Origin of the sequence: Noviherbaspirillum sp. Root189 (genome assembly GCF_001428545.1) — a bacterium.
Classification (GTDB): Bacteria; Pseudomonadota; Gammaproteobacteria; order Burkholderiales; family Burkholderiaceae_D; genus Noviherbaspirillum.
Window position 1 is genome coordinate 132,843 of record NZ_LMHZ01000089.1, and the last position, 23,394, is coordinate 156,236.

Annotated in this window: 18 protein-coding genes; 5 read left to right on the plus strand and 13 right to left on the minus strand. The window is 56.2% G+C overall.

The window, feature by feature from the left end; translation table 11 throughout:
* Positions 1 to 64: 64 nt before the first annotated feature.
* Together ASE07_RS27770 and ASE07_RS27780 are read left to right on the plus strand one after the other, a co-directional pair.
* Positions 65 to 2,629 (plus strand): bifunctional diguanylate cyclase/phosphodiesterase, encoded by a 2,565-nt coding sequence (locus ASE07_RS27770; RefSeq protein WP_057294049.1) that lies wholly within the window; start codon positions 65 to 67, stop codon positions 2,627 to 2,629.
* 257 nt (positions 2,630 to 2,886) lie between these two features.
* A complete protein-coding gene (locus ASE07_RS27780) occupies positions 2,887 to 3,654 on the plus strand; it encodes a substrate-binding periplasmic protein (protein WP_162256971.1) in 768 nt (255 codons plus the stop codon).
* Positions 3,655 to 3,730: 76 nt separating this feature from the next.
* Here ASE07_RS27780 and ASE07_RS27785 read toward each other — a convergent pair whose 3' ends face one another.
* From ASE07_RS27785 to ASE07_RS27820, 8 genes are all read right to left on the minus strand, one after another.
* The gene (locus tag ASE07_RS27785) at positions 3,731 to 3,922 is read right to left on the minus strand and encodes a hypothetical protein (RefSeq protein ID WP_057294052.1); all 192 of its coding nucleotides are present in this window, start codon (positions 3,920 to 3,922) and stop codon (positions 3,731 to 3,733) included.
* A gap of 175 nt (positions 3,923 to 4,097) precedes the next feature.
* The gene (gene lhpH, locus ASE07_RS27790; protein ID WP_057294053.1) at positions 4,098 to 5,108 is read right to left on the minus strand and encodes a trans-3-hydroxy-L-proline dehydratase; all 1,011 of its coding nucleotides are present in this window, start codon (positions 5,106 to 5,108) and stop codon (positions 4,098 to 4,100) included.
* Positions 5,109 to 5,188: 80 nt separating this feature from the next.
* Positions 5,189 to 6,298 carry a D-alanyl-D-alanine endopeptidase gene (gene pbpG / locus ASE07_RS27795; RefSeq protein WP_057294054.1) on the minus strand — a complete coding sequence of 370 codons (1,110 nt, stop codon included), beginning with the start codon at positions 6,296 to 6,298 and terminating at the stop codon, positions 5,189 to 5,191.
* Between the two features lie 591 nt (positions 6,299 to 6,889).
* Positions 6,890 to 7,219 carry a hypothetical protein gene (locus ASE07_RS27800; protein ID WP_057294055.1) on the minus strand — a complete coding sequence of 110 codons (330 nt, stop codon included), beginning with the start codon at positions 7,217 to 7,219 and terminating at the stop codon, positions 6,890 to 6,892.
* A 218-nt stretch (positions 7,220 to 7,437) separates the two neighbouring features.
* Positions 7,438 to 11,181 carry an AAA family ATPase gene (locus ASE07_RS27805; RefSeq protein ID WP_057294056.1) on the minus strand — a complete coding sequence of 1,248 codons (3,744 nt, stop codon included), beginning with the start codon at positions 11,179 to 11,181 and terminating at the stop codon, positions 7,438 to 7,440.
* A gap of 19 nt (positions 11,182 to 11,200) precedes the next feature.
* Positions 11,201 to 12,436, minus strand: coding sequence for an exonuclease SbcCD subunit D C-terminal domain-containing protein (locus ASE07_RS27810; protein ID WP_057294057.1), 1,236 nt, complete (start codon positions 12,434 to 12,436; stop codon positions 11,201 to 11,203).
* Between the two features lie 109 nt (positions 12,437 to 12,545).
* Positions 12,546 to 13,487: an MYG1 family protein gene (locus ASE07_RS27815; RefSeq protein WP_057294058.1), complete on the minus strand. Its 942-nt coding sequence runs from the start codon at positions 13,485 to 13,487 to the stop codon at positions 12,546 to 12,548.
* A 91-nt stretch (positions 13,488 to 13,578) separates the two neighbouring features.
* The gene (locus tag ASE07_RS27820) at positions 13,579 to 14,637 is read right to left on the minus strand and encodes an NAD(P)-dependent alcohol dehydrogenase (protein ID WP_057294059.1); all 1,059 of its coding nucleotides are present in this window, start codon (positions 14,635 to 14,637) and stop codon (positions 13,579 to 13,581) included.
* Positions 14,638 to 15,206: 569 nt separating this feature from the next.
* On the opposite strand from ASE07_RS27820, the gene ASE07_RS27825 reads away from it, so the two are divergent.
* The 3 genes from ASE07_RS27825 (at position 15,207) to ASE07_RS27835 (ending at position 20,449) form a co-directional block, all read left to right on the plus strand.
* Positions 15,207 to 15,959, plus strand: coding sequence for a peptidylprolyl isomerase (locus ASE07_RS27825; protein ID WP_057294060.1), 753 nt, complete (start codon positions 15,207 to 15,209; stop codon positions 15,957 to 15,959).
* Positions 15,960 to 16,049: 90 nt separating this feature from the next.
* Positions 16,050 to 19,115 (plus strand): peptidase domain-containing ABC transporter, encoded by a 3,066-nt coding sequence (locus ASE07_RS27830; protein WP_057294061.1) that lies wholly within the window; start codon positions 16,050 to 16,052, stop codon positions 19,113 to 19,115.
* Complete coding sequence (locus ASE07_RS27835) at positions 19,112 to 20,449, plus strand: sigma-54 interaction domain-containing protein (RefSeq protein ID WP_057294062.1); 1,338 nt, start codon at positions 19,112 to 19,114, stop codon at positions 20,447 to 20,449. The genes ASE07_RS27830 and ASE07_RS27835 overlap by 4 nt, the downstream gene beginning before the upstream one ends.
* A gap of 24 nt (positions 20,450 to 20,473) precedes the next feature.
* Here ASE07_RS27835 and ASE07_RS27840 read toward each other — a convergent pair whose 3' ends face one another.
* From ASE07_RS27840 to ASE07_RS27865, 5 genes are all read right to left on the minus strand, one after another.
* Positions 20,474 to 21,244: a PP2C family protein-serine/threonine phosphatase gene (locus ASE07_RS27840; protein ID WP_057294063.1), complete on the minus strand. Its 771-nt coding sequence runs from the start codon at positions 21,242 to 21,244 to the stop codon at positions 20,474 to 20,476.
* A gap of 103 nt (positions 21,245 to 21,347) precedes the next feature.
* Entirely contained in the window at positions 21,348 to 21,638 is a 291-nt protein-coding gene (locus ASE07_RS27845; protein WP_057294064.1) for a hypothetical protein, read from the minus strand.
* Positions 21,639 to 22,353: 715 nt separating this feature from the next.
* Positions 22,354 to 22,629, minus strand: a complete 276-nt coding sequence (locus tag ASE07_RS27855) for a hypothetical protein (RefSeq protein WP_057294066.1) — start codon at positions 22,627 to 22,629, stop codon at positions 22,354 to 22,356.
* Positions 22,630 to 22,696: 67 nt separating this feature from the next.
* Positions 22,697 to 23,002 carry a hypothetical protein gene (locus ASE07_RS27860; protein WP_057294067.1) on the minus strand — a complete coding sequence of 102 codons (306 nt, stop codon included), beginning with the start codon at positions 23,000 to 23,002 and terminating at the stop codon, positions 22,697 to 22,699.
* Between the two features lie 68 nt (positions 23,003 to 23,070).
* A complete protein-coding gene (locus ASE07_RS27865) occupies positions 23,071 to 23,382 on the minus strand; it encodes a hypothetical protein (protein WP_057294068.1) in 312 nt (103 codons plus the stop codon).
* Positions 23,383 to 23,394: the final 12 nt, after the last annotated feature.

Consider the following 23,394-nt stretch of genomic DNA (forward strand, 5'->3'; position numbering starts at 1 on the left):
GCCGGAGTAAAGTGGCGTCTCTCAAAGGCGCAGCCGCAATCTGGAAAACATAAGTGGGCCAGCCTTGTTCAAGCATGCACAATCCAATCCGCTAGGGCGGCGGGTCATCGCGGCAATCCTGATCTGCAGCACCTGTCTGGCTATTCTTGCAACTGGCGCACAGCTGGTGTTCGATTACTACCAGGGCGTCTCTGGTATTGACGCGAGGCTCGACGAGATCGAACATGCGTACGCGGAAAGCATCGCCACCTCGCTGTGGACAATGGATGAGCAACAAACGCGTAAGCAGATCGAAGGCATTGCGCGCCTGCCCGATGTCATGACAGCTGAACTGCGCGATCCCGCAGACAAGTTTCTGATGCGTGCCGGCGTTCCTTTATCAAGCGTTGCCGCCGCTAATACAATACGGCGCCATATCCCGATCAAATTTACAGAGCGTGGCACCACGGACAATAAGTTCCAGGTCGCTACCCTGGAAATCACGGCGAGTATTGATGGCGTCTATGCCGAACTGCGCAACAAGGTACTCCTGATCCTGGTGACGCAGACAACCAAGACGGCGATCGTCGTCCTGTTCACTTTGTTTATATTCCGACGACTCGTCAGCCGCCATCTGTCGTCGATCGCCACGTATGCCCAGCGCCTGGACCTGAACAGATTGGGCGAAACCTTAACACTGAATCGTCAAAGCACACCGCATCCCGATGAACTCGATATCGTCGTTACCGCGTTTAACGACATGACGGCTTCCATCCGGCGCGACGTGGATGAGCTTGCGCTGTATCGCCAGGGGCTGGAACGACTGGTCGAAGCGCGCACTGTGGAACTGGCGCAGCAGGTGACTGAACGGGAGGACGCGATTCGCCGGCTGAACCTTGAAATAACTGACCGTTTACACGCGGAGCAGACCGCACGTGAAAACGAAGACCGCTATCGGCAGGTTGTTGAAATGTCGCCGGACGCCATCACGATTGAAAGGGACGGGCGTATCATCTTCGTCAATCGGGGTACGCTGAATTTGCTTGGCGCACGGAACGAGGAACAGGTCAAGGCCGTCACTCTGTTCGATATGGCGCCGCCTGAAGAGCAAGCGGTCATGCGCCAGCAGCTGGATGCGATCTTGCCTTCCGACGGCGAACCGCACAGCTTTGAAGTAAAGATGCGACGCTTCGATGGAACACTGATCGATGTCGAAATCCGCCGGGCGATATTCCAGTATGACGGCGCTTCGGCGATTCAGACCGTGATTCATGACATCACGCACCGCAAAAGTTACGAGGAACAGTTGCGCAGGCAGGCCTTGCACGATGCATTGACTGGCTTGCCGAATCGCCTGCTCCTGCTTGACCGCATGGAGCAGGCGATCGCTGCGGCGCAGCGGGACGGCAGTACGGTTCATGTGATGTTCTTCGATCTGGATCGTTTCAAGTATGTCAATGACACGCTCGGACATGATGCCGGCGACGAATTGCTCAAAACGATCACGCGCCGGATGTCCCTCTGTGCGCGCAAGTCCGATACGCTGGCGCGGCTGGGTGGCGACGAATTTGTCCTGATGCTGGAAGGAGTCGACTGCGAGGACACCATATATCGTCTCGTGCAGCGCCTGATGGCCACCATCTGCGAACCGGTTGTGTTGGGTGGCCAGGATGTGGCCGTCACTTGCAGTATTGGCATCAGTGTTTATCCGCATGATGCGGACGAGGCAGGAACTCTTCTCAAGTACGCCGATGCCGCCATGTATCACGCCAAGGAAAAAGGACGCAATGGTGTCGAGCGTTATACCGCCGAGATGGACAAACGCGCGAACGAGCACCTGGTCATGGAAGCGCATTTGCGCCGCGCGCTTGAACGAAATGAATTTCGCCTGGTGTATCAGCCACTCCTGGATTTGCGGAGTGGACGCATCGCGGGTGCCGAAGCCCTGATTCGCTGGCAGCATCCTCAGCTGGGTATGCTGGCACCGGTCCGGTTTATTTCACTGGCGGAGGAAACCGGCCTGATTAACGGTATTGGCGAATGGGTGATACGGACCGCCTGCTTGCAGGCGAAGGCATGGATGGATGCCGGCGTGTCGCATCTGCCCGTATCGGTTAACCTGTCCACGCAGCAATTGATACGCCCGCATTTCGACGCGGAAGTCGCGTCGGCGCTGAAGAACAGCGGTTTGCCGGCGCACAGCCTCGAACTGGAGATTACCGAGAGCGCCTCCATGCGCGATCCGGAGCGTACGGTGCAGCTCTTGCACACGCTGACCGCAATGGGCGTCGGTATCGCTATTGACGACTTCGGGACGGGATATTCCAACCTGTCCTATTTGAAGCGTTTCCCGGTAAGGCGACTCAAGCTCGACCGTTCATTCATTTCCGATATCAGCACCAGTGCGACTGACGCGGCACTTACGCAATCCATCATCGGCATGGCGCATAGCCTTGGACTGGCCGTGGTCGCCGAAGGTGTGGAAAACGTTAACCAGTTGAGGCAGCTTGTCGCATATGGCTGCGATTATTTACAAGGTTATTATTTCAGTCCGCCGGTTGCACCAGAATCATTGCTGGCGATGGTGCGCGCAGGCCGGGCCATTGACATGCGATCGCTCGCCGTCACGGAGGCCTCCGTTTCCGTATGATCGACAACGCGTATGACAGGATTGCGCAAGCGAGTATCTTATACCAATCCCAACCCATAACGCACCATGAGATCGCGTCTTTTTCTGGGGGCGCCGAGCTGCCTGCCGGCGTTGCACTCGTCGTCAATAGCTCGCTATTCTCATTTGTCACGTTACAGATTGGGATTGGTATTATCGGCTGACGCTATCGAAAAGAAAAATGGAATAACATGCGCAACCGCAGTTTTAGTATAAATCGCCGTCAATTCGGCCTCCGTATGACAACACTCGGTGCCGCAATGGCAACCGGTCTCTATTCATTGGACGCTGCAGGCCAGACGCTCGACGCCCTGACGCTGATCACGGAAGATTATCCGCCATTCAATTTCGAAAAGAACGGCCGCCGTCAAGGCATTGCCGTCGACGTTCTGATGGAGATGCTGGACCTGTCCGGTTCCAAAAAGAGCAGGGAGGATATCCGGATATGGCCATGGGCACGCGGATATGAAACTGCGCTGAAGGAAAAGGACATTGTGCTATTTTCTACGACGCGCACCGAACCGAGGGAGAACCTGTTCAAGTGGGTTGGGCCTATCCTGCCATCTCGTATCGTACTGGTTGCCAAGAAAAAGAATGGCATCCAGCTCGCCAGCGTCGAGGAACTTGGTCGCTCCGGTTATCGTATCGGTGTAGTACGCGAGGATGTCGGGGAAAAGCTGCTCGACAAAGTGGACCGCGTGCGTGACAAAGTTGTCTTGCTGAACTCGGGCATCAGCGTCGCCAAGATGCTTCAGGCCGACCGGGTCGATATGTGGGCATATGACATCCAGGTTGCGATGTGGAACCTGAAGGAATTGGGGTACGATCCTGCCGAGTATGAAGAAGTCCTCACGTTGGCGGAGACGCATAGTTATTATTTCGCGCTCAGCAAAAAGACGGACGACAAGGTCGTCTCCATGCTGCAATCCGCCCTTGATCAGATTAAGTCCAAGGGGCGGTTCAATGAAATTGTCGCACGGTATAGAAGATCAAAGGCCGAACGTTAAGCCTGACTCCCGCAATCAGGCATCTCATGCTCGCCGAGACAGTGCTTGTGCCATTGCGGCATGGCGCCTTTAAGCCTTATGCCGCCGTATTCTCGCTGTTTGCATCCGCCAGATAGATAACAAAAACCGGTTCGCTCAGATAGGGCTCATCGAGTACGATAATGGAAACAGACTCACTTAATACCGAATCGCAGTCATACATGATCTGCAGGTCACCGTGTATGGCGATCAGGTTCGCTAATTCGGAAACCAGTCCGGATGCCCTCATGATTGTCCTTATTTTGTCTGTATGAAGTGTACTCGTCAGCGAACAGACAAAAAGTAAAATTTTTCGATGAATCCGGTCGGCCGTAAAGTCGATACATCATAAACCTTGATATAAACGCAGCGACAAGCTATGCCGTTGTATTTTCGATCTTTGGTTTGTCACGCGATGCCTGAACTTATCGCAGAAAAAAACCTGTCGGAAACGGATCGGTGTCTTCCAGTAACCACTGGTTGAATCCCATGATATGGGCTTCACCGGTCACTTCGGTAATAGCCGCAGGTAAGGCGCCAACTTGCGTTGCTTCGACCACCCGAACTTCGAACACGCTACCAACGATACTGCCATTACGGTACGCTTGATTAAGCCCGAGCTTTCCACGCAAAAATAATTGTGCCGCGCGACCGGACGTTCCGGTGCCTGTCGGCGACCGATCGACTTCACGATCAGCAAAGATGCAGACATTCGATTGGTCGATGCCAGTCCGGTTTGGTGCGCCATCAATGATGGTCCCATACAAGCTATCAAGCCCTGTCACCAGAGGATGTTGAATCCGTACCTTTGCTTTCACAGCCTGTTTGGTTTCAGCGCCAAGCTGAATCAGCGGTCGGACCATTTCGGGACGGATTTCAAGTCCGGTTTGGCCGACATGGATGTAATAGTAAAAGGCACCGCCGAAAACGATATCGCCCGTGACTTTGCCGAAGCTTGGCGTATCGACTTCAAGATCGCGCAGGTAAATGAACGAAGGCACATTACGAAAAGTGACCCGTCCCGCACGCACGCCGTCCCACTCCACCTGTGCTTCGATGAATCCGGCAGGCGAATCGAAGGCGATGCGCGTTACAGGAATTTGCCGCTCGACATGTCCCAGTTCCACCAGGACCTTGCCGAGCGCAATAATCCCGTGGCCGCACATGTCGCTATAGCCTTCGTTATGAATAAAAATCACGCCGAAATCAGCATTGGGGCTAACCGGAGGCAATAGATAAGCGCCATACATGTCCGCGTGCCCGCGCGGCTCGTTCATCAGGAACATCCGCAAGTCGTCGCGATTTGACTTGAGCCACGAGCGCTTTTCCAGAATGGTATTGCCCGGGACATGCGGCATGCCTGACAACAGGACACGTAAGGGTTCGCCGCCGGTATGTGCGTCGATGGTATGTAGTGTGCGGGTGAAGCTCAGCATCTTCTGGTTTTTCGTTTGTTTCTATAGGGTGAAGCGATGTCTTTGTGCAGACCGGGAATTTCTTGTTGTTAATGTTGCTTCTATCCTTCTGTTTTTTCTTCCATGCGCGTCAATGTCGGTAGCTTCACATCTTCAAGCCAGGTACGCATGCGGTTTGCATCGGCCGCTCGCGAGTATTTTCCTTTTGAGTCAAGGAACACCATGACGACCGACCGTCCATCAATGACGGCGTTCATGACGAGGCACCGTCCGGCCTCGGCAATGTACCCAGTCTTCTGCAGGACGATATCCCAGTTGGAGTTCCTGACCAGCCGATTCGAGTTGCGATACTGTAGGGCTCGTCCTCCTGGCTCGACTGAAAATGCTTCATGCGTGGAAAATTTCCTGATCAGTGGATGTTCGCGCGCAGCAACCACCAGCCTTGCAAGGTCGTTTGGGGTCGAAACATTCTTGCTCGACAGTCCTGTCGTCTCGACGTAATGGGTATTGGTCATCCCGAGAAGCTTGGCGCGCGCATTCATTGCCTCCACAAATGCAGGCAGTCCGCCGGGGTAGTGGCGCCCAAGCGCGGATGCCGCGCGGTTTTCAGAACTCATCAGGGCGATATGGAGCATCTCTCTGCGTGTCAGCTTTGCACCAACTGGCAATCGTGAAGAAGTATATTTAATCCGGTCGACGTCGGCAGTTGTCACGGTCAATATCTCATTGAGGTCCTGCTTGGCTTCAAGCACTACCAGTGCGGTCATCAGTTTGGTGATCGACGCGATCGGAAGAACCGCTTCGGGATTTTTTGCAAAGAGCACCGACGAAGTGGATTCATCGAGCACCAGCGCGGCGTTGGAAGCAAGGCCAAGAGGATTGGCTGTTTCGTTCAGACCCGCGAGGTCGCCGACACTCAGCACCGGTGGAGAGGGTGTCGCTCGCATCCGGCGGGGATGGAACGCTACCAGGCGTTTGTGTCCGGCATGGGATGATTTCGCGGATAAACGTGCCTTGGTGCGTACCTTGTTTTTGGTTTTTGCACTAGCGCGCGATTTTAGTGCACTGGCTTTCTGGCGTTTTCTGGTTGTGGTGATCGAAACCTTTTTTGCCTTGGATGCGGCGGGTACTTTACTTCTTGCACTTGCCGGCTCTGCGCCGAAAAAGAAGTGAAGAAAAACGAACAGAAGTAGTAAAGAAACCTTCTTCATGCTTAATCCTTGTCATCCAGTGCAGTCTATTGTACCTCGGCAAGAGGATTTAATGCACTGAAGAATTAGGCACTTATAGATAAAAGTTAAAGAGGTTTCTAGAAGTTTGACAGTTTAATATGATCCCCGGTGAGCTGGTACCGAAATCAATGGTTGCTGTGCGGATTGGGATTTTCTAATGCGTATAAAAAAATCTGCCGGGATTGCAGGAGACATCTCAGTCTCTATCGACACGTTCAAGTTGGAAGACGGATTGAAGAATCGGCATCGATACCGCAATGTTTGATCACAAGTCACGCTATTGAAAAAAAATCCCGCAGCTGGGGCAAGCTGCGGGCAAAGCTCTCTTGAAAGGATCAGGAACAAGACGCAATGCCTTGGTTCCAGAGCTTCATGGTAGCCCGTCATTCTTAGATAGGACTTAAATGCAGGAAAACTCTTTGTTGACTTGATCAAACTAAAATTGGGGCCTGATCAGGAAAGGCCGAGTGCCATGCATGAACCGGGTAAGCCCACATGCTTGAATTAAAACGATTCACATAAAAAAGGCGGGATCGCTCCCGCCTTTTTATTTGAGCCTATCTCTATCTGTTACTTGACGGCGTCAGCCTTCTTTTCGGCCGCATCCTTATTGGCTTCCGCCTTGTCCTTACGTGCCTTTGCATCGGCTTTGGCAATCTTCTTCTCTGCCTTGGCATCGGCCTTGGCCGCCTTCTCGTCAGCCTTGGCGTCCGCTTTGTCAGCCTTCGCCTGCGCCTTTGCATCAGCCTTTGTGACGGGAGTGTCGACCGTGGCGGAAGCACCTGAGGTCACCCCGGCCGGTGTGGTCGCGGGGACTGTCGTGGTGGTGCTTGTCGACGCTTGTGCGAACACGGACGTTGCAAACAAACCTGTGAGGAGAGTGGCGATCAATTTATTCATTAGGTTCCTTTCAGAGAGAATAAAGGTGACATCAACGTGTCATTGATTCAGACCACGCTGCTCCTAAAGATTCCTTGCCATTATGTTATTAATTGTAAGCTTTGCAACCAGACGCAAGTGCGGAAATTAAATCGTCTTGCCTAAAGCAACCATCTTCTGCAACAGCAACAGTGCTCGCCCGCAACCAGGTTACTTGTTCATTCTTTGCGCAATGAACCTCACGCGGCTTCAACGCCGACGACACTCTTGCCGCCCGCGACCCGACGCACAATCACTTTGGTTCCTATGCGCTCCGTCATTTCCTGTACATGGGATATGACGCCGACCTTGCGCCCCATGGACTGCAATCCATCGAGTGCCTGCATGGCGACAGCCAGCGTGTCCGCATCAAGGCTTCCGAAGCCTTCATCGATAAACAGGGATTCCACCCGTACGCGATTCGACGAAAGCGATGCGAGTCCTAACGCGAGGGCGAGAGACACCAGAAAAGACTCGCCGCCCGACAGCGAATGCACCGAGCGGATCTCTTCTCCCATATCCTGATCGACGACCATGAGCGCCAGCGAGTTCGGCACGCGCTCCAGGCGGTAGCGGCGTGCCAGTTCCATCAGATGACGATTGGCATAACCCAGCAGGACATCCAGCGTGAACTGCTGTGCATAGTTGCGAAATTTTTTCCCGTCTGCTGATCCGATCAGTTCGCCGAGTTGGCCCCACAGGCGCGCGGTGGCCTGCTGCCGTTCGAGTTCCGCCTGTACGGCTTCGCTACGCGTGCGCCGGGCTTCGTCATCGGCAAGCGCCAGCCGCAATTGTGTGGTGCGTGCGCTCGCGGTCTCATGGTCGGATGACAGTGTTGCCAGTGCACTTTGCAGCACCTCGCGAGCTTGTGCCGATGGCCGCAATAACTCGTGAGCGACCCGGCGGTCCTGTCGCTCCTGCAGCACAGCCTTGGCGGTATGCAAGGCACTATCCGCGTGCTGGAGATAAGATCGTTCGCCGCCATGCCAGTCCGCGTCATGTGCCAGCATATCCTTGAGGCTTGATTCATCGAGTGGACCGGTTTGCTGGTCGGCATGCTGGTTGTAATCCTTAATCCAGGCGTTGACGCGCTCATGTGCCGACGCGATTTCCTGTTCGGCGTTTGACAGTCGTTGCAGGGCCTGGTCACGCGACTCGCGGCAACGCGTTGCACCCATGGCCTTCTCCTGCAACGTCTGCATCTGACGTTCGCATTGTGCTCTTGCCTGCTCCATCTTGGCGGCAAGCTCTTCCTCGACCTTTCTGACCGCACGTCCGTCAAACAGCATTGCACGTGCGGCGCGTTTCTCGTCGAGGCGTTCGCGACTGGCGGCCAATTGCGCAGTGCGTGACTGCACTTCAGCGATAAGTTTAGTCGCGTTTTCAGCGAGCGCTGTTACGGTAATATCCAGTTCGTGAAGGCGGGTGCCGAGCCGCGCATGCTCTGTGACATTGACATTCCACTGTGCGACCCGTTGTTCGCATTTCTCACGGAAATCGGCAGGCGACTTCAGCCAGCTATCTTTCCATTTGGGATGGGCGAAGGCTTCCTCGAGCTGGTCGAGTGCTGTCGACAGCCGACGTTCCAGGTCTATGAATTTCTCATTTAATTTCGCTGATTCAGCTTCGGCCTTATTTGCCTGCGCAGTCGCGCTTGCAAGGGTTTCACTGAGTTGCGAGCGGCGGAGCAGGGCGGCATCGAGCGCTTGCTGGGCGCTGTCCTTTTCTTTCTCCGCGGCCGTCGCTGCGTTCTCGGCGACCGACAAATCGAGCAGTTGGGCTTTGATCGCCTGGCGCAGATCCGCAAACCATGCGCTGCGGTCTGCCGGACTAACGCTCATCACTTCTGCCGCGACTGGATGCACCTGCCAGGCACCAAGTTTGTCCTCGATGGACGCCAAAACGACCTCGTTGTCGCGCATGGCTTCGTCAAGCTGGCGCCGCAATTCCGTGATGGAAGCTTCTTCCCGTGCATACTGCTGGAACAGTGCTTCAGCTTCCGTGCGTTTTGCCGAGACCTCGCGGTCCATGGTCGACAGCACCGTTTGCAGGCGGTCGTCCTCTCCGGCGTAGGGATGCTCAACCGAACCGCATACAGGACATGGCTCATCCTGTACCAGCGATGCCCGCATTTCCTCCACGCTGGTACTGCAGGCGTCGTGTGCCATCTGCTGCATGCGCTGGGCCTGCTCAAGAGCGCTTCTGGCTGATGTCAGAGACTGTGATAGTTGTGCATGCCTGGCTGCTCCTCCTTCGAGCGACTGGGTTATATGTGCAATGCGCGCGGCAAGTTCTTGTGCCCGGGACTGGGACGTGAACAGGAGCTTCCAGCAAGCGTCCGCATCTTCAATTAAATCGCGCCGTGTTTCAAGCGCATGGCGTCGCTCGCGGATACCTGCAATGTCGACCTGCGTCAAAGCGCGCACCGCCAGTTCGCGCCGCGCTTCGGCCCTAGTGACCGATTCGACCGCAAGTAAAAGCTGTGCCTGCGCTTCTTCGCCAGCCTGTCGTTTGATCCGGAAGTCGGCCTGAAGCATGTCTAACGACTGCTTCGCCATATTCCGTTCGGCCAGCAACGCGCCGGCCTGACCCAGCAAGGTGTCCCAGCGCGCCCAGTGCAGCGCCAACGATTTGGTCGACGCGTGGTCGCTCAGCCAGGCATCGGCCTTTTTCTGCTGGTCTGTGATAACGGCATGCTCTTGCCGCAGGTTTGCAAGTTTCCGATTCGCTTCCGATTCGTTTTTCCGCGCCTCTTCCAGTGCGTCGATTAATCGTTGATATTCCGGTTGCAGCGCCTCGATCTGTGCGTCGAGAGTCTTGGCTTTGTCCAGATTGATTGTTGCGGCATTACGCGCGATATCGGCGTTATGGACAGCGGTTTCCGCTTCCTTCAGCGCCAGCCGCGCCTGCGAATGCGCCATCACTGCGGCATCGAGTCTCTGTTCGGCGGCTTGCAGCTCGCTGCGCAGGCTGGTCGTTGCGGCCTGCGCGCGGTTCCATTCATGCATGAGCGGACGGGCCGCCTGAATGCTATCGACACGCGCAAGGTATCGACGTCGCGTTACCAGTGTGAGCTGTTCGGCTACCAGGCGTTCCACTTCCTCCCGGGCATGCTGCTCATCCCGCTTGAGATTTTCCCATGCGTGGTGCCAACGTAGTTCTTCGTCGAGCTTTTGCTTTTTCTGGTCCAGTAATGCGAGGGACTCGCTGGCAAGCTGCACCTCTTTCTCGAGGTTTGCCCGCGCTTCCGGGTCGAGCGGCGCATGGTCCGCCAGGCGGCTGCTCAGCTGGTTCAGCTTCTCGGTTTCGGCCTTGGCGCGTGCAAACGCACGCTTTGACATTTCGCTGTAGATTGTGCTCCCGGAAAGCGTTTCGAGCAGTTCGCCGCGTTCGCCATCATCGGCTTTCAGAAAAGCGGAAAACTCATTCTGCGCCAGCAGTACCGCGCGGGTGAACTGTTCGAAACTCAGACCTATGCGACGTTCGATCTCGGCCTTTACTTCAAGCTTGGTGCCGCCGATTTGCTGCAGTTCCGGCAGTTGCCAGAATGCCATGGTCACCGGTTGCAAGGCGCCATCCTCTCTGGAACGCGCCCGGCGCACACTCCAGCGCGCACGGTACGTCAGGTTGTCGTTTCCGATGAATTCCACCTCTGCATACGCTTCCGCGCAGCCGCGACGCAGCAGATTACGGGTGTCCTGCTGCGTCAGTGTTTCATCACGCACGTCGGGCAGGCCGATGCCTTTGCCGACAGCTCTGGACAGACGTGGCGTCGCATCGTAGAGCGCGAGGCAGAGTGCATCCAGCAAGGTACTTTTTCCGGCACCGGTAGGCCCGCAGATGGCAAACAGGCCGGTTGAAAGCAGGGGCTCGCTCTGGAAATCGAGAGCGAATTCGCCGCCCAGCGAGGCGAGGTTCTTGCCGCTGACCTTGAGTATTTTCATGCGTAATTCTGGACGACGTTTAGGACGACTGTTGATCAGGAGCCAGGAGAAGTTCGGCGAAGGCAGCCAGTTGTTCCGACGGCGCCTCGACCTGGTATTTGGCCTGGTAGAGACGCTTGAATATTTCGTCGGGCTGCAGCGCATCCAGATCATCGACCGACACGGGAACAGCATGCTCCTGAACGCGGACAGCATAGCTTGTGTCGATTTTCGCCAGCCTTACCGGCTTGCCTTCAATCGCTGCTTCAATACGGGCCCGCAAGCCGGGTTCCGGCCCGTCAAGGCGCACGCGCACTTCAAGATAAGCGTGCAAGTGGGCATCCGTCTCGGGCAAATCCAGCGCATGCAATGCCGCGAGCGCTTCCTCGATCCCTGCGGGGCGGCGTGGGATGCGTAACAGTTCCACGGTTCTCGGCACCCGGATTTCGCGAATGTCGGCGACCTTCTCGCCATCGAGGTCGATGCAGAGTACCTGGTGTGCATAATCGACTTCCGTGAACGACATCGGCAAGGGGCTGCCGCAATAACGGATGTGTTCGCGACCGCCGACGCGCTGCGCCTTGTGCAGATGACCGAGCGCCACGTACGCAACCGACGCATCGAACATCTGGTCGGACAGCGCCTCGGACCCGCCGACGACGATACGTCGCTCGGAATCGGCGGAGACTTCTCCGCCAGTCATGTGGCAATGCCCGAGCGCGATGATGGCCTGGCGGGCATCGCGCTTTTCGGCTGCGCGATCAAGCGCCTGCCGGTACAGAAGGGCAATGCCTTCCATGTAAGGATCGCCGTCGGTTTCAACGCGCGGTACGTCGCCAGGACGAAGAAAGGGCACGGCCAGGCACCAGGCGCCGACAGAACCATCCCGGCGGTGAAGCGGGACGAGCAACTGATCCAGATCGGTTTCACCCGCGTCCAGGGGGCGCACATGGCCGACGACAGTGACATTCATCCCCTCCAGCAGCGGGCGCGGGGCTTCCAGGCGGCCTGGTGAATCGTGGTTGCCAGCAATGACGACGATTTGCAGATGCGGTGCCCGCTGTTTGACCTTCTGAAGAAACTGATAAAACTGGCGCTGAGAGGCGGCCGAGGGGTTGGCGTTGTCAAAAATATCGCCGGCGATCAGCAGCACGTCGACGGACTCGCTGGCCACCGTGTCGACAAGCCACGCAAGGAACTGCTCGTGTTCATGCGTGCGTTCATAATTATGAAGAAACTGGCCGAGATGCCAGTCCGAGGTGTGCAACAGGCGCATTCCTTTCCTTTCTTGAAGACGCCGTGTGAATGACCGGGATGAAGGCGAATATAGCATTTCCGCCACGATCCACGATCTGCGGCGGCAAGATGGCGTCCCGAAAAGCTTGTCAGGCAGGCTCGGCGAGCGCAAGTCTGGCCATATGCAAGGCGCTTTCGTAAGAGCCCGCTGCAGCAATGAAGAGGTTGTTATGGCAAAAGCCGGCATCGGGCACGCCGGTCACTGCGGAAAGCTCCTGTCCTTGCAGTCCGGCCCAGGCGGCCGGCAGGTCTTTGCGTGACTCGAAGGTATCGGGCGCCGCCGGAACGGTATGCAGCATGAACCGCTGTTCCGCCAGATTGTGGCTGATGACGAACAAGACCTTGGGCATTTCATTGCGGACCACCGAGGCCCATGGCAGCGCGCTGTTGGCGATGAACAGCACCGTGCCGTTTTCGAGCAAGGTGGAGTTGCGTACCTGTTCGACGGCAAACTGGCTGCCGACCCGGTACTTCACTGCATTAACGATGATATCCGCCATGAAGCTCATCGCGCGCCGGAACTGCGCAAGGCGCACGGCATCCGCGGCGGCGGGACCGCCGGCCTCCTGCTCATCGAGCCAGGTCGGATTGAAGCCGGAGACCACGGCGGACAAGCCATACCCGCCAGGTGCATTTTTGGCTGCACCGGTGTCCGACATGTCCAGGTATTGAACCAGATCACTATCGATGGCGTAAGCGATCTGCTGCGCCTGCTCGTCGGGAAGCTGCACATTCATGCGTGACTTTGCAACCAGGGCAACACATTGCGCGCCATGGGTTTTCCAGACCAGACCGGCGCTGGCATAGACGACGCCGGTCTCGCGGGCGCCGGCAAAGCCTTTCTGGTGGTGATCGAAACGCCCGGTTTGCGGATCCCAGATGCCGCCCACATCGACCGCGAAGTCGGCGGCACGAATCTTTTCCGGATCGCGGGTACGAATCAGGTCGCTGTGGGGAAACAGCATGTCGAGGACGGTCGCTGCCCAGACATCGTCCGCGTGAAATTTTCCTGAATGAGTTGCAATGATCATGTAGAGGGTAGCGTGTAATGGTCTGGAATCCGGAATCCGGATTCCGGAAACCCGCCATTCTACCGGGGTATTGCCCGGCGATATCGGCATCTCATGTATTTCCCTTCAGTGAGGCCATATCGATGACAAAGCGATACTTCACATCGCTTTTCAGCATGCGCTCATACGCGTCATTGATCTGCTGGATGGGAATCATCTCGATGTCCGAGGCGATGCCATGCTCGGCGCAAAAATCGAGCATTTCCTGGGTTTCCGCGATGCCGCCGATCAGTGAGCCGGCGAGATGGCGCCGTTTCATGATGAGGTTGAATACCTGCGGCGACGGATGCGGCTCGGCGGGAGCACCGACCAGGGTCATCGTACCTTCGCGCTTGAGCAAGACGAGAAACGCGTCGAGACTGTGCGGAGCCGCCACGGTATTCAGAATGAAATCGAAGGAGTTTTCGTGTGCCTGCATCTGTTGCGCATCACGGGAAACAACAACTTCGTCCGCACCGAGGCGCATGGCATCCTCCTTTTTTCCCGGGGAGGTAGTAAACAACACCACATGCGCGCCGAGCGCATGGGCCAGCTTGATACCCATGTGACCAAGTCCGCCCAAGCCAACGATGCCAACCTTCTGACCCTTGCCGACTTTCCAGTGCCGCAGCGGGGACCAGGTGGTGATGCCTGCACAGAGGAGAGGCGCTGCGGCAGCCGGGTCAAGCTTGTCGGAAATACGCAGGACAAACTTTTCAGTCACCACGATATTGCTCGCATAGCCGCCATACGTCATGCCGCCGGAATGCATTTCCTCACCGTTATAGGTGCCGACGAAGCCGTTTTCGCAATACTGCTCCAGTCCTTCGGCGCAACTGCGGCAGTGCTGGCAGGAATCGACCATGCAACCGACACCAACGACATCTCCTGGTTTGAAACGGGTTACCTTGTTGCCGACCGCGCTGACGCGTCCGACAATTTCATGGCCAGGTACCACCGGGTACACGGTATTTCCCCACTCGTTGCGGGCCGTGTGCAAATCCGAATGGCAGACGCCGCAGTAGAGGATGTCAATCTGTACATCCGTCGGACCGGGATCACGGCGTTCAAAGCGAAGTTCATGCAGGGGCTTATGGGCATCGGTGGCGCCGTAGCCAAGAGATTGCAACATAGTGGTCCTCCAGTTGATTTGTTCGGCCGCTTCTGCGGATTGAGAAAGCTGGATGTTGATTGACTGACATGCGGTAGCACAGTTCCAACCCTGGCCTCGCGATGCGTCTTTTAGCCTGGTCCCAATACCGGAAATCCGTCATGCAGCTTTCAGACAACGAAATGCTTGCGCTAAGTCAACGATGTGTAAATTCCCGATGGAACCAGATTCTGGCTCGCTAAAATTTTCTATGAAAAATCTTTAGAAACAGCGCAAACGAGGCGATCGCGATAACCAGCGAAACCGCAGCCGATTCATCGACACGAACTTCAGCTCAGAGCCCCTTTCTCAGGATTAAGAGCCAGCCTCAGCTGATGTCGAAGACATTGAGCTAAGACAGGCTCCGATGCTCCCGCACTCTTACTAATGCCGGCAATGCGGTAGATAATGTGTCAGTGGTTTTCCGGCGAATCATCCCGGACCCAACACTTCGGCATTTCACCACTGCACTATTGCAACAGTCGTAGTGCCTGTCACTATGACGCGCACTGCCGCATCGGCGTTCATCTTCACTTCGAGGAGCAGATGCAATGACGGATATTGTAAGAATCGATGATGAAGTCATCAGCGTCGACGACTTCGTCAGGACACTCAAGCTCAGCGGCCAGTTTGAAAGCCTGGTCGAACAGATGGTGCGCGACCGGCTCACGGTCAACGCCGCGAAGAAGCAGGGTATTCCGGTGCTGACCGAAGAAATCCAGGAACGGGCTGATCAGTTTCGCCGGGTGCAGGGTCTGCATCGCGCGGCCGACATGAATCAGTACCTGAGCGCACTCGGGGTCTCGCTGGACGAATTTGAAGAATTCATCACGGACGCGCTATATCAGGAAAAGATGCTGGCCAAGGTCTGTAATGATCGTGCCGTAGAAGAATATTTCAAACTTAACTCTCCCAAGTTCGACAGCATTGAAGTCAGTCACATCGTGCTCGATGCCGAAGGCAAGGCGAAAGAAATGATTTCGGTATTGCAGGACGATCCGGACTGCTTCGCGGAAATGGCGATGGAACATTCCGTCGCCGATACACGCGACAAAGGTGGCCTCATTGGCAAGGTAATGCGCGGCTCGCTCAAGTCCGATATCGAAGCCAAAGTCTTTAACGCCAAGGTGGGCGACCTGCTTGGTCCTTTCCCGTCGCCTGATCGCACCGTGTTCGAAATTTTCATGGTCAACGCCAAGCATCCAGCGACACTGGACGAAGAGTCGACTGCGGAAATCCGACGCTTGCTGAAGGAAGAATGGCTTCTCGGCCGGGCGCAGGAACATATCATCGAAGCGTGCTAAACCTGTCGTGAATCGTGCCAGGGGCCGAGCAAGCCCTCGCTGCCATCCCCCCGACAGCCGACAGCCTAGCGAAGCGAGAGTGGCAAGCCCATGGACGCTCCATCACAGTCACAACTTCAGCCGGTCACGGACTTCCTTGCGTCGGTAGAAATTCTCTCTCCCTTTACCCGCGATGAACTGGAAGCCATCGCGCCGCACGTGGAATCGCGTTTCTTCGCATTCGGCGATACGGTGTGCAATGCCGGTGATCCGGCTGATGGGCTGTATGTCATCAAGAGTGGCACCGTTCGTTTCTTTACCGAAGTGCAGGGTAAGGAAGTGAGTATGGGCGTACGCAAGACAGGGGAAGTCTTCGCCGACATTGCCATGCTGCGGGACTACCGGCACGAGGCGTCAGTGCGCGCTTCGGTCAAGACCGAGCTGCTTTTCATTCCGCGCCGTGTGATCGAACCGATCATTCTGAAAAATCCAGCCGCGTATGCTTTCGTCACCAGCTATGTTGCGATCAGCTCCGCCGGAGGCTTCGTTGCGCGCCTTTTTGATTTGAAAGGGAAGGTCGACAAGAAAGAGCTGGAAGAATTCGTCCGTAGCGTTGGCGTCAAGCGCATTGCCGCAGGCAAGGAAATCCTCAAGCAAGACTCACGCGACGATCGACGGCTATACGTTGTCCGTCACGGTGAAGTACGCATCGTCCGCAAGGAGGCTGGTGAGGAATATCCTCTGGCGACGTTGCGCGATGGCGAAATATTCGGCGAGAAAGCCTGCGTGCTGCGTCAGGAACAGATGGCATCGGTCACTGCCAACGAAGATACGACGTTGCTGGTCATTCCGGAAAAGACCGTGCATCAGCTCGTCGAGCGCAACCCGAAATTGCGTGAAGCGCTGGAAGAGCGCATCCAGTTCATCGAGCGGGAGTTGCACCGGCAAAAGAAACTTGCCGACCGCCGCAAGCGCCCCGTCACGCTGGACATGCGTTCGCAGCCGGAACTTGGCGAAAAAATCATCAAGCGTTTTCCGCTGGTGGAGCAGGCCGAAGAGATGGACTGCGGCGCGGCCTGCCTTGCGATGTTGTGCCGGCACCATGGCATTTCCATGACCCTCGGAAAGCTGCGTGAGCTTGCCAATGTCACTACCCAGGGCGCGACCATGGACAGCCTCGCAAGGGTCGGGGAATCGCTGGGATTTACCACGCGCGGCGTGCAATGCACCTATGAGGCACTGCTGGGTTTCGAGCTTCCCTTCATCGCACACTGGGAGGGGTACCACTATATTGTGATTTACGGCGTATCCAAACGGAACGTCTGGATAGCGGACCCGGCGCTCGGCTTCAGGAAGATGACGGTTGAAGAATTCGAACGCGGCTGGAGCGGTACCTGTCTGTTATTCACGCCCGGGCAGGACCTGGCGCAGTTGACGACGACCCGTTCTCCGTGGATACGCTTTATCGCTTACCTGAAACCTTATAGGAAGATCCTGCTGCACCTGTTCCTCGCGACGTTCATCATCCAGATGCTGGGGCTGGTGCCGCCGCTCATCATCCAGAACATCCTCGACGGCGTCATCGTGCATCATAACGTCGGCCTGCTGCATTTACTGATCGCCGGACTGATTATCTCGAATGTATTTACGCAACTGATGACGACGATCCGGGCGTACCTGGCGAACTTCATGGTACGTAACATGGACTTTTCGATGATGTCGCATTTCTTCCGGCATACGATGTCGTTGCCGTACTCCTTCTTCGCCAAACGCAAGACCGGCGACATCCTCGCCCGCTTCCAGGAGAACCAGACGATCCGGGGCTTTCTCACCGAATCGACGGTGACCACCATGCTGAACCTGCTGATGGTGTTCATCTATTTTTCGATCATGTTCCTGTACAACGCGAAGATGACGCTGGTCCTGATCGCCTTCGTGATTCCGATCATGGTGTTGACCGTCGTCGTCACGCCGAGGATCAAAAATTATGCGCGGGAAGCATTTTCCACGTCGACCGAGGCGCAGGCCTACCTGATGGAAACGCTGGGCGGCGTGGAAACCATCAAGGGTATGGGCATCGAAAGACCCGTGCGCCTGAAATGGGAAAAGAAGTACGCCAAGTCACTGGATGTGCAATACCGGATGCAGTCGTTCAGTATCCTTGTCTCGCTCGCCAGTCAGATACTGAACGCTGCCACCACAATCGCGATTCTGTGGGTTGGCGCAAACCTGGTGCTGAGCCGGGAGCTGAGCGTGGGACAGCTGATCGCCTTCAATGCCTTGATGGGAAGTGTGCTGGCACCGCTGATGGGCCTTGTCGGCCTTTGGGGTCGGTTGAACGATGCAGGCGTGGCGATGGAGCGTCTTGGGGACGTGCTCGACATGGAGCCTGAGCAAAAGCCGTCCGACCTGCCTTCACGCATCGTGCTGCCCGACCTGCAAGGTTCCGTACGATTCGACAACGTGTACTTTCGCTATGGCGGCAACGAAACGTCTTATGTGCTGGAAAATATCAGCTTCGACATTAATCCCGGTGAACTGGTCGCCGTTGTCGGGCGCAGCGGTTCGGGCAAAACCACGTTGGCCAAACTGCTGGTCGGCTTCTATCCGCCGAGTGAAGGAAAAATCATCGTCGACGGCTATGACATGGCGATGCTCGACAAGGATTATTACCGTGCCCAGGTTGGCTATGTCATGCAAAGCAACCTGGTTTTTTCCGGGACGATTGCCGAAAATATTGCGAGCGGCGACGACAGTCCGGACAGGCGGCGTATCGAGGAAGTCGCAAAGATGGCGGATGCGCATGGTTTCATTGCCAAGATGCCGCTCGGCTACGAACAGGTCGTCGGCGAGCGTGGCGTCGGCCTGTCTGGCGGCCAGATCCAGCGCTTGTGCATTGCCAGGGCGCTGTATCACGATCCGCGCCTGCTGGTCTTCGATGAGGCAACGTCGGCGCTCGATACCCAGTCGGAAAGTAACATCATCACCAACATGCACGAAATCCTGAAAGGGCGTACCGCCGTCATCATCGCCCACAGGCTTAGCACCATCATGCGCGCCGACAAGATTCTCGTGCTGTATGAAGGAGCGATCGTCGAACAGGGCAAGCATGAAGAACTGGTCGACCGACGAGGCATGTATTTCCAACTTGTCCAGAAACAGTTGAGCGCCGCATGAAACTCTTCCAGCAAGGCGTGCCAGGCAGCACCACGATGTCGTATGCAGGGCTGATCGAAAAGATTGAGATCTTGCGTACGACACTGCGCTGGGCATCCAAACTCGAACGCCCCGACATCGAGAAACTGTTACGCCAGTCGAATGCCCTGCGCGAAGAAGTGATGCAACTGTCGCACAAGGAACGCTTTGTGAAGGCGGCAGCGCAGGAACCGGAGAAGCTCGATCAGCTGCCCGGACAGCGCAAGCAGGCACTGCTGGCACGAAGCTTTGTGTTTGAAGGGACTTTCGGCGATAACCCGGATTTGCTCGATGCACTTGAAGTCGCCGAAAAAGCCGCGCCAACCGATTTGCCTGTGCTGATCGACGGCGAGAGCGGAACCGGCAAGGAATTGATGGCCAAGGTTATCCATGCCAATGGTTCACGCGCCGACAAGCCATTCATCTCGGTCAATTGCGGTGCGATACCCGATAACCTGCTGGAATCCGAGTTATTTGGCCACAAGAAAGGCTCCTTTACCGGTGCCGCAAATGACAGGAAAGGCAAGTTTGAAAGCGCGCACAAAGGGACCATTTTCCTGGACGAGATTGGCGAGTTGCCGCTGGTGGGACAGGTCAAGCTGCTGCGGGTGCTAGAGTCGCACGAAATCCAACGCGTCGGTTCGGATGAGCTTATTTCGGTGGATGCGCGTATCGTTGCGGCGACCAACAAGAACTTGCGCAAGCTCAGCGAGCAGGGTGTGTTCAGGGAAGACTTGTTCTACCGGCTCAGCGTGATCCATGTCAGCCTGCCAGCCCTGCGTGACCGCAAGGATGAGATTCCCATACTGTTTTCCTATTTCTGTGATGAAGCGGCCGAGGCATTGAAGCGTCGTCCGGTAAAGATGTCGCCCGCATTGCGCAGCTTCCTGCTCGACTATGCGTATCCGGGGAACATTCGCGAACTGCGCAACATCATTTATCGATTGTCATGCCTTGCCGGTGAAACCGCGGACATCGTTCATCTTCCGGTTGACATCCGTCCCAAGCCGGGCGGTCAGGCGGCGCCCAATGCTTATGGTAGTGCGGCTGCCGGTCCATCCCCGGGCGGTACATTGGCCGGGATACCGAATACGGCTTCGCTGAGCGATGCCAGACGGATTGCCAGCGACGAGGCAGAGAAGGCATTTCTGGAAAAAGGACTGAGGGAAGTTGGCGGAACGGTCGCAGAACTGGCCCGTCGCTGCGACATGAACCGCTCGCACCTGCAAATGTTATTGAAGAAGCATGGCATTCATTCGAAGGATTTCCGCAAGCATGCAGGGCACTCGGATGCAGGTGGAGACAAGCACGCTTGATACGCTTCTAAAGTGTCAGTTGCTCTACAGCGCCGGATTCAATGCGGTCATTTCGTTCCGATGAAAATCATCAGCACGCACGACAACGGCAGAAATGTTGTCCCGTCCGCCCCGATACAGCGCCATGCCGATCAGTGTCTCGGATGCATGTTCGCAATCGCCTGGTGCAAGCGCATTGCACATTTCATCTTCACTCACGGCATTACTGAGTCCGTCGCTGCATAACAGGAACATGTCGCCGTCATCCACCTCGACACGATCTTCGTCGATTTCCAGCGTGTCGGCGGCGCCCACCGCGCGAGTAATCATGTTTTTCGGTACGTGCAGCAGCGCATCCTCGGCGCTCATGCCGGCCTTGGCCTTGAGTTCTTCAAGCTGGCTGTGATCGCGTGTCAGCAAGCGAAGTTCGCCTTGCCGGAAACGATAAATGCGGCTATCGCCGGCCCATAGATAGCCGCAGTGGCTATCCCAGGCCAGTAGCACAACCGCAGTGCTGCCGATGATGTAGACGTCGCGAACAATCGCTTCTTGCCGGAGGTCGTGGTTTGCCAGCTGCAACTGATTTCTTGCATGGCCGACAAACGCTTCCAGACTATCCGGAGGAGGAACCTCCTGCAGCCGGTCTACCACGGTGCGGCTCGCGTAGTCGCCCAGGGAATGGCCGCCCATGCCGTCGGCCACTGCCCACATGCCGCGCTCCGGTCGGTCGAGAAGAGCGTCCTCATTGAGATCACGGATCAGGCCCACATGAGTGCGGGACGAAGACGTCCATCGAAAATGTGTTGGATTAGTCATCACAACCTCCACGAATCACGCATTGATTACGACACCCTGCGAGTCATGCTGAGCGTACGGGCCGGACAAGTATCGTACAACCAAAGTGACAGCGCCTGTGTGCTTAATGCTTCTGGTTTGTGCTGTGTTCATTAAGGATAACGTTGATATTCGAATTTGCCGCCGAATTATTGATGTCAACGTTCTGTATCTGGTTATTCATCTGGTCGGCGATATAGGTGTTGTTGATCTGGAAGAAGTTAAACACGGTTCCAAGACCTGAATTGGGATTCGATGCCACGTACGGACGGATCCAGCCAAAGACCCATGGTGCACCCGAACCCCGGATCACCGACATGGCCTTGCGGTCGAGAGCACGGTTCAAGGGCAAATCTTTGATAGCGAGTACAGTCATGGTGAATCTCCGAAGTGTTGGGTGAAATGCGGCACAGTGTGCGTTAAGTGAGCTATATCTCCTATAGAGCAATCAGCGTGCCATCACCCGATCATTGTCGGGCTAGAGTGCGGCGCTGATATTGCCCCATTGGGACGGGTTGACGGCGATATTAGGTGGAATGAAGCCGGCACCGATGACGCCGACATTGTTCAAGGTGTTGACGTCCACATTTTGTAACTGGTTCAGGTTCTGGGTGATCCCCACATTGACATTGGCAATCGGGCCCAGNGCGGCATCCTTTTTAGGTTGACGGCGATATTRGGTGGAATGAAGCCGGCACCGATGACGCCGACATTGTTCAAGGTGTTGACGTCCACATTTTGTAACTGGTTCAGGTTCTGGGTGATCCCCACATTGACATTGGCAATCGGGCCCAGRCCGGCAAGCCAGGAATTGCCGCCGCGTACCGACGACATGGCGTGCTGGTCGAGTTCGGTGCTGCTGGCGAGATCATGAATGGCGATGGATGACATGGTGATGCTCCTTGATGGATAGGTAGTAGACAAAGATCGATAAGCCCTGCGCTGCAGACAACGGTGGAGAGTCAAGCGTTCTCCACCGTGCTGTCCGGCATTACAGGAAGCTGATGTTGTTGGAGCCAGTCTGGGTCGGATGCANCCTGCGCTGCAGACAACGGTGGAGAGTCAAGCGTTCTCCACCGTGCTGTCCGGCATTACAGGAAGCTGATGTTGTTGGAGCCAGTCTGGGTCGGATGCACATTGGAGGTGATGCCGCAGACGAAGGCCGCATTGTTGCCRTTGTTGACCTGGGTATCCTGGCTTTGCTGCATCAGTTGCTCGGCATCGAACTTGAAGTCGCTCTTGGAGACATTGGTGATCGGGCCCAGATAGAACGGGGCACCCTGGTAGGTACCGCCGCGYACGGCAGCCATGGCGCCGGCGTCGAGTTCTGTGGTCTGGGACAGGTCTTTGATGATCAGTGCTTTCATGGTGATTCTCCTGAAAAGGTATAAGTAAGGTAAGTAAGCTAAGTAAGGTACGAAAGAGCGGTATTGCTTAAGCGGCCAGACCGCCGAAGCTGATGTTGTTGGTGCCATGCTGGGTCGGATTCACGTTCGACGTGATGCCGGACGCAAAGGCGACATTGTTGCCATTGTTGACCAGGGTGTTCTGGCTCTGGGCGAGCATTTGGGTGGCATCGAACTTGAAGTCGTCCTTCGACACGGCGCCGGTGGGGCTGGGCCAGCAGTAGGACGGCGACGGCATGTAGCAGCCGCTGTAGGTGCCGCCACGCACGGCCGACATGGCACGGGCGTCAAGTTGTTCGGTAACCGACAGGTCTTTGATGAGCAGTGATGTCATGATGATTCTCCTGAATAAAAGTAAGGTGTAAGGCAAGTGAAGGTACGCAAAGGCAAGAGCGGTAGCTATCAACCGAAGCTGATGTTGTTGGAGCCGGTCTGAGTCGGGTTCACATTGGACGTGATGCCGGAGGCAAAGGCGACGTTGTTGCCGTTGTTGACCTGGGTGTTCTGGCTCTGGTTGAGCAGCTGTGTGGCGTCGAACGAGAAGTCGCTCTTGGAGAACGAACCCATCGGGCTCATGCCGTAGCCGGAGCTGGGCAGGCAGTACGATGGAGCAGGCACATAGCAGCCGCCGTAGGTACCGCCGCGCACGGCAGACATGGAACGGGCGTCGAGTTGTTCGGTAACGGCCAGGTCGGTGATGATGAGAGATGTCATGGTAGTGCTCCT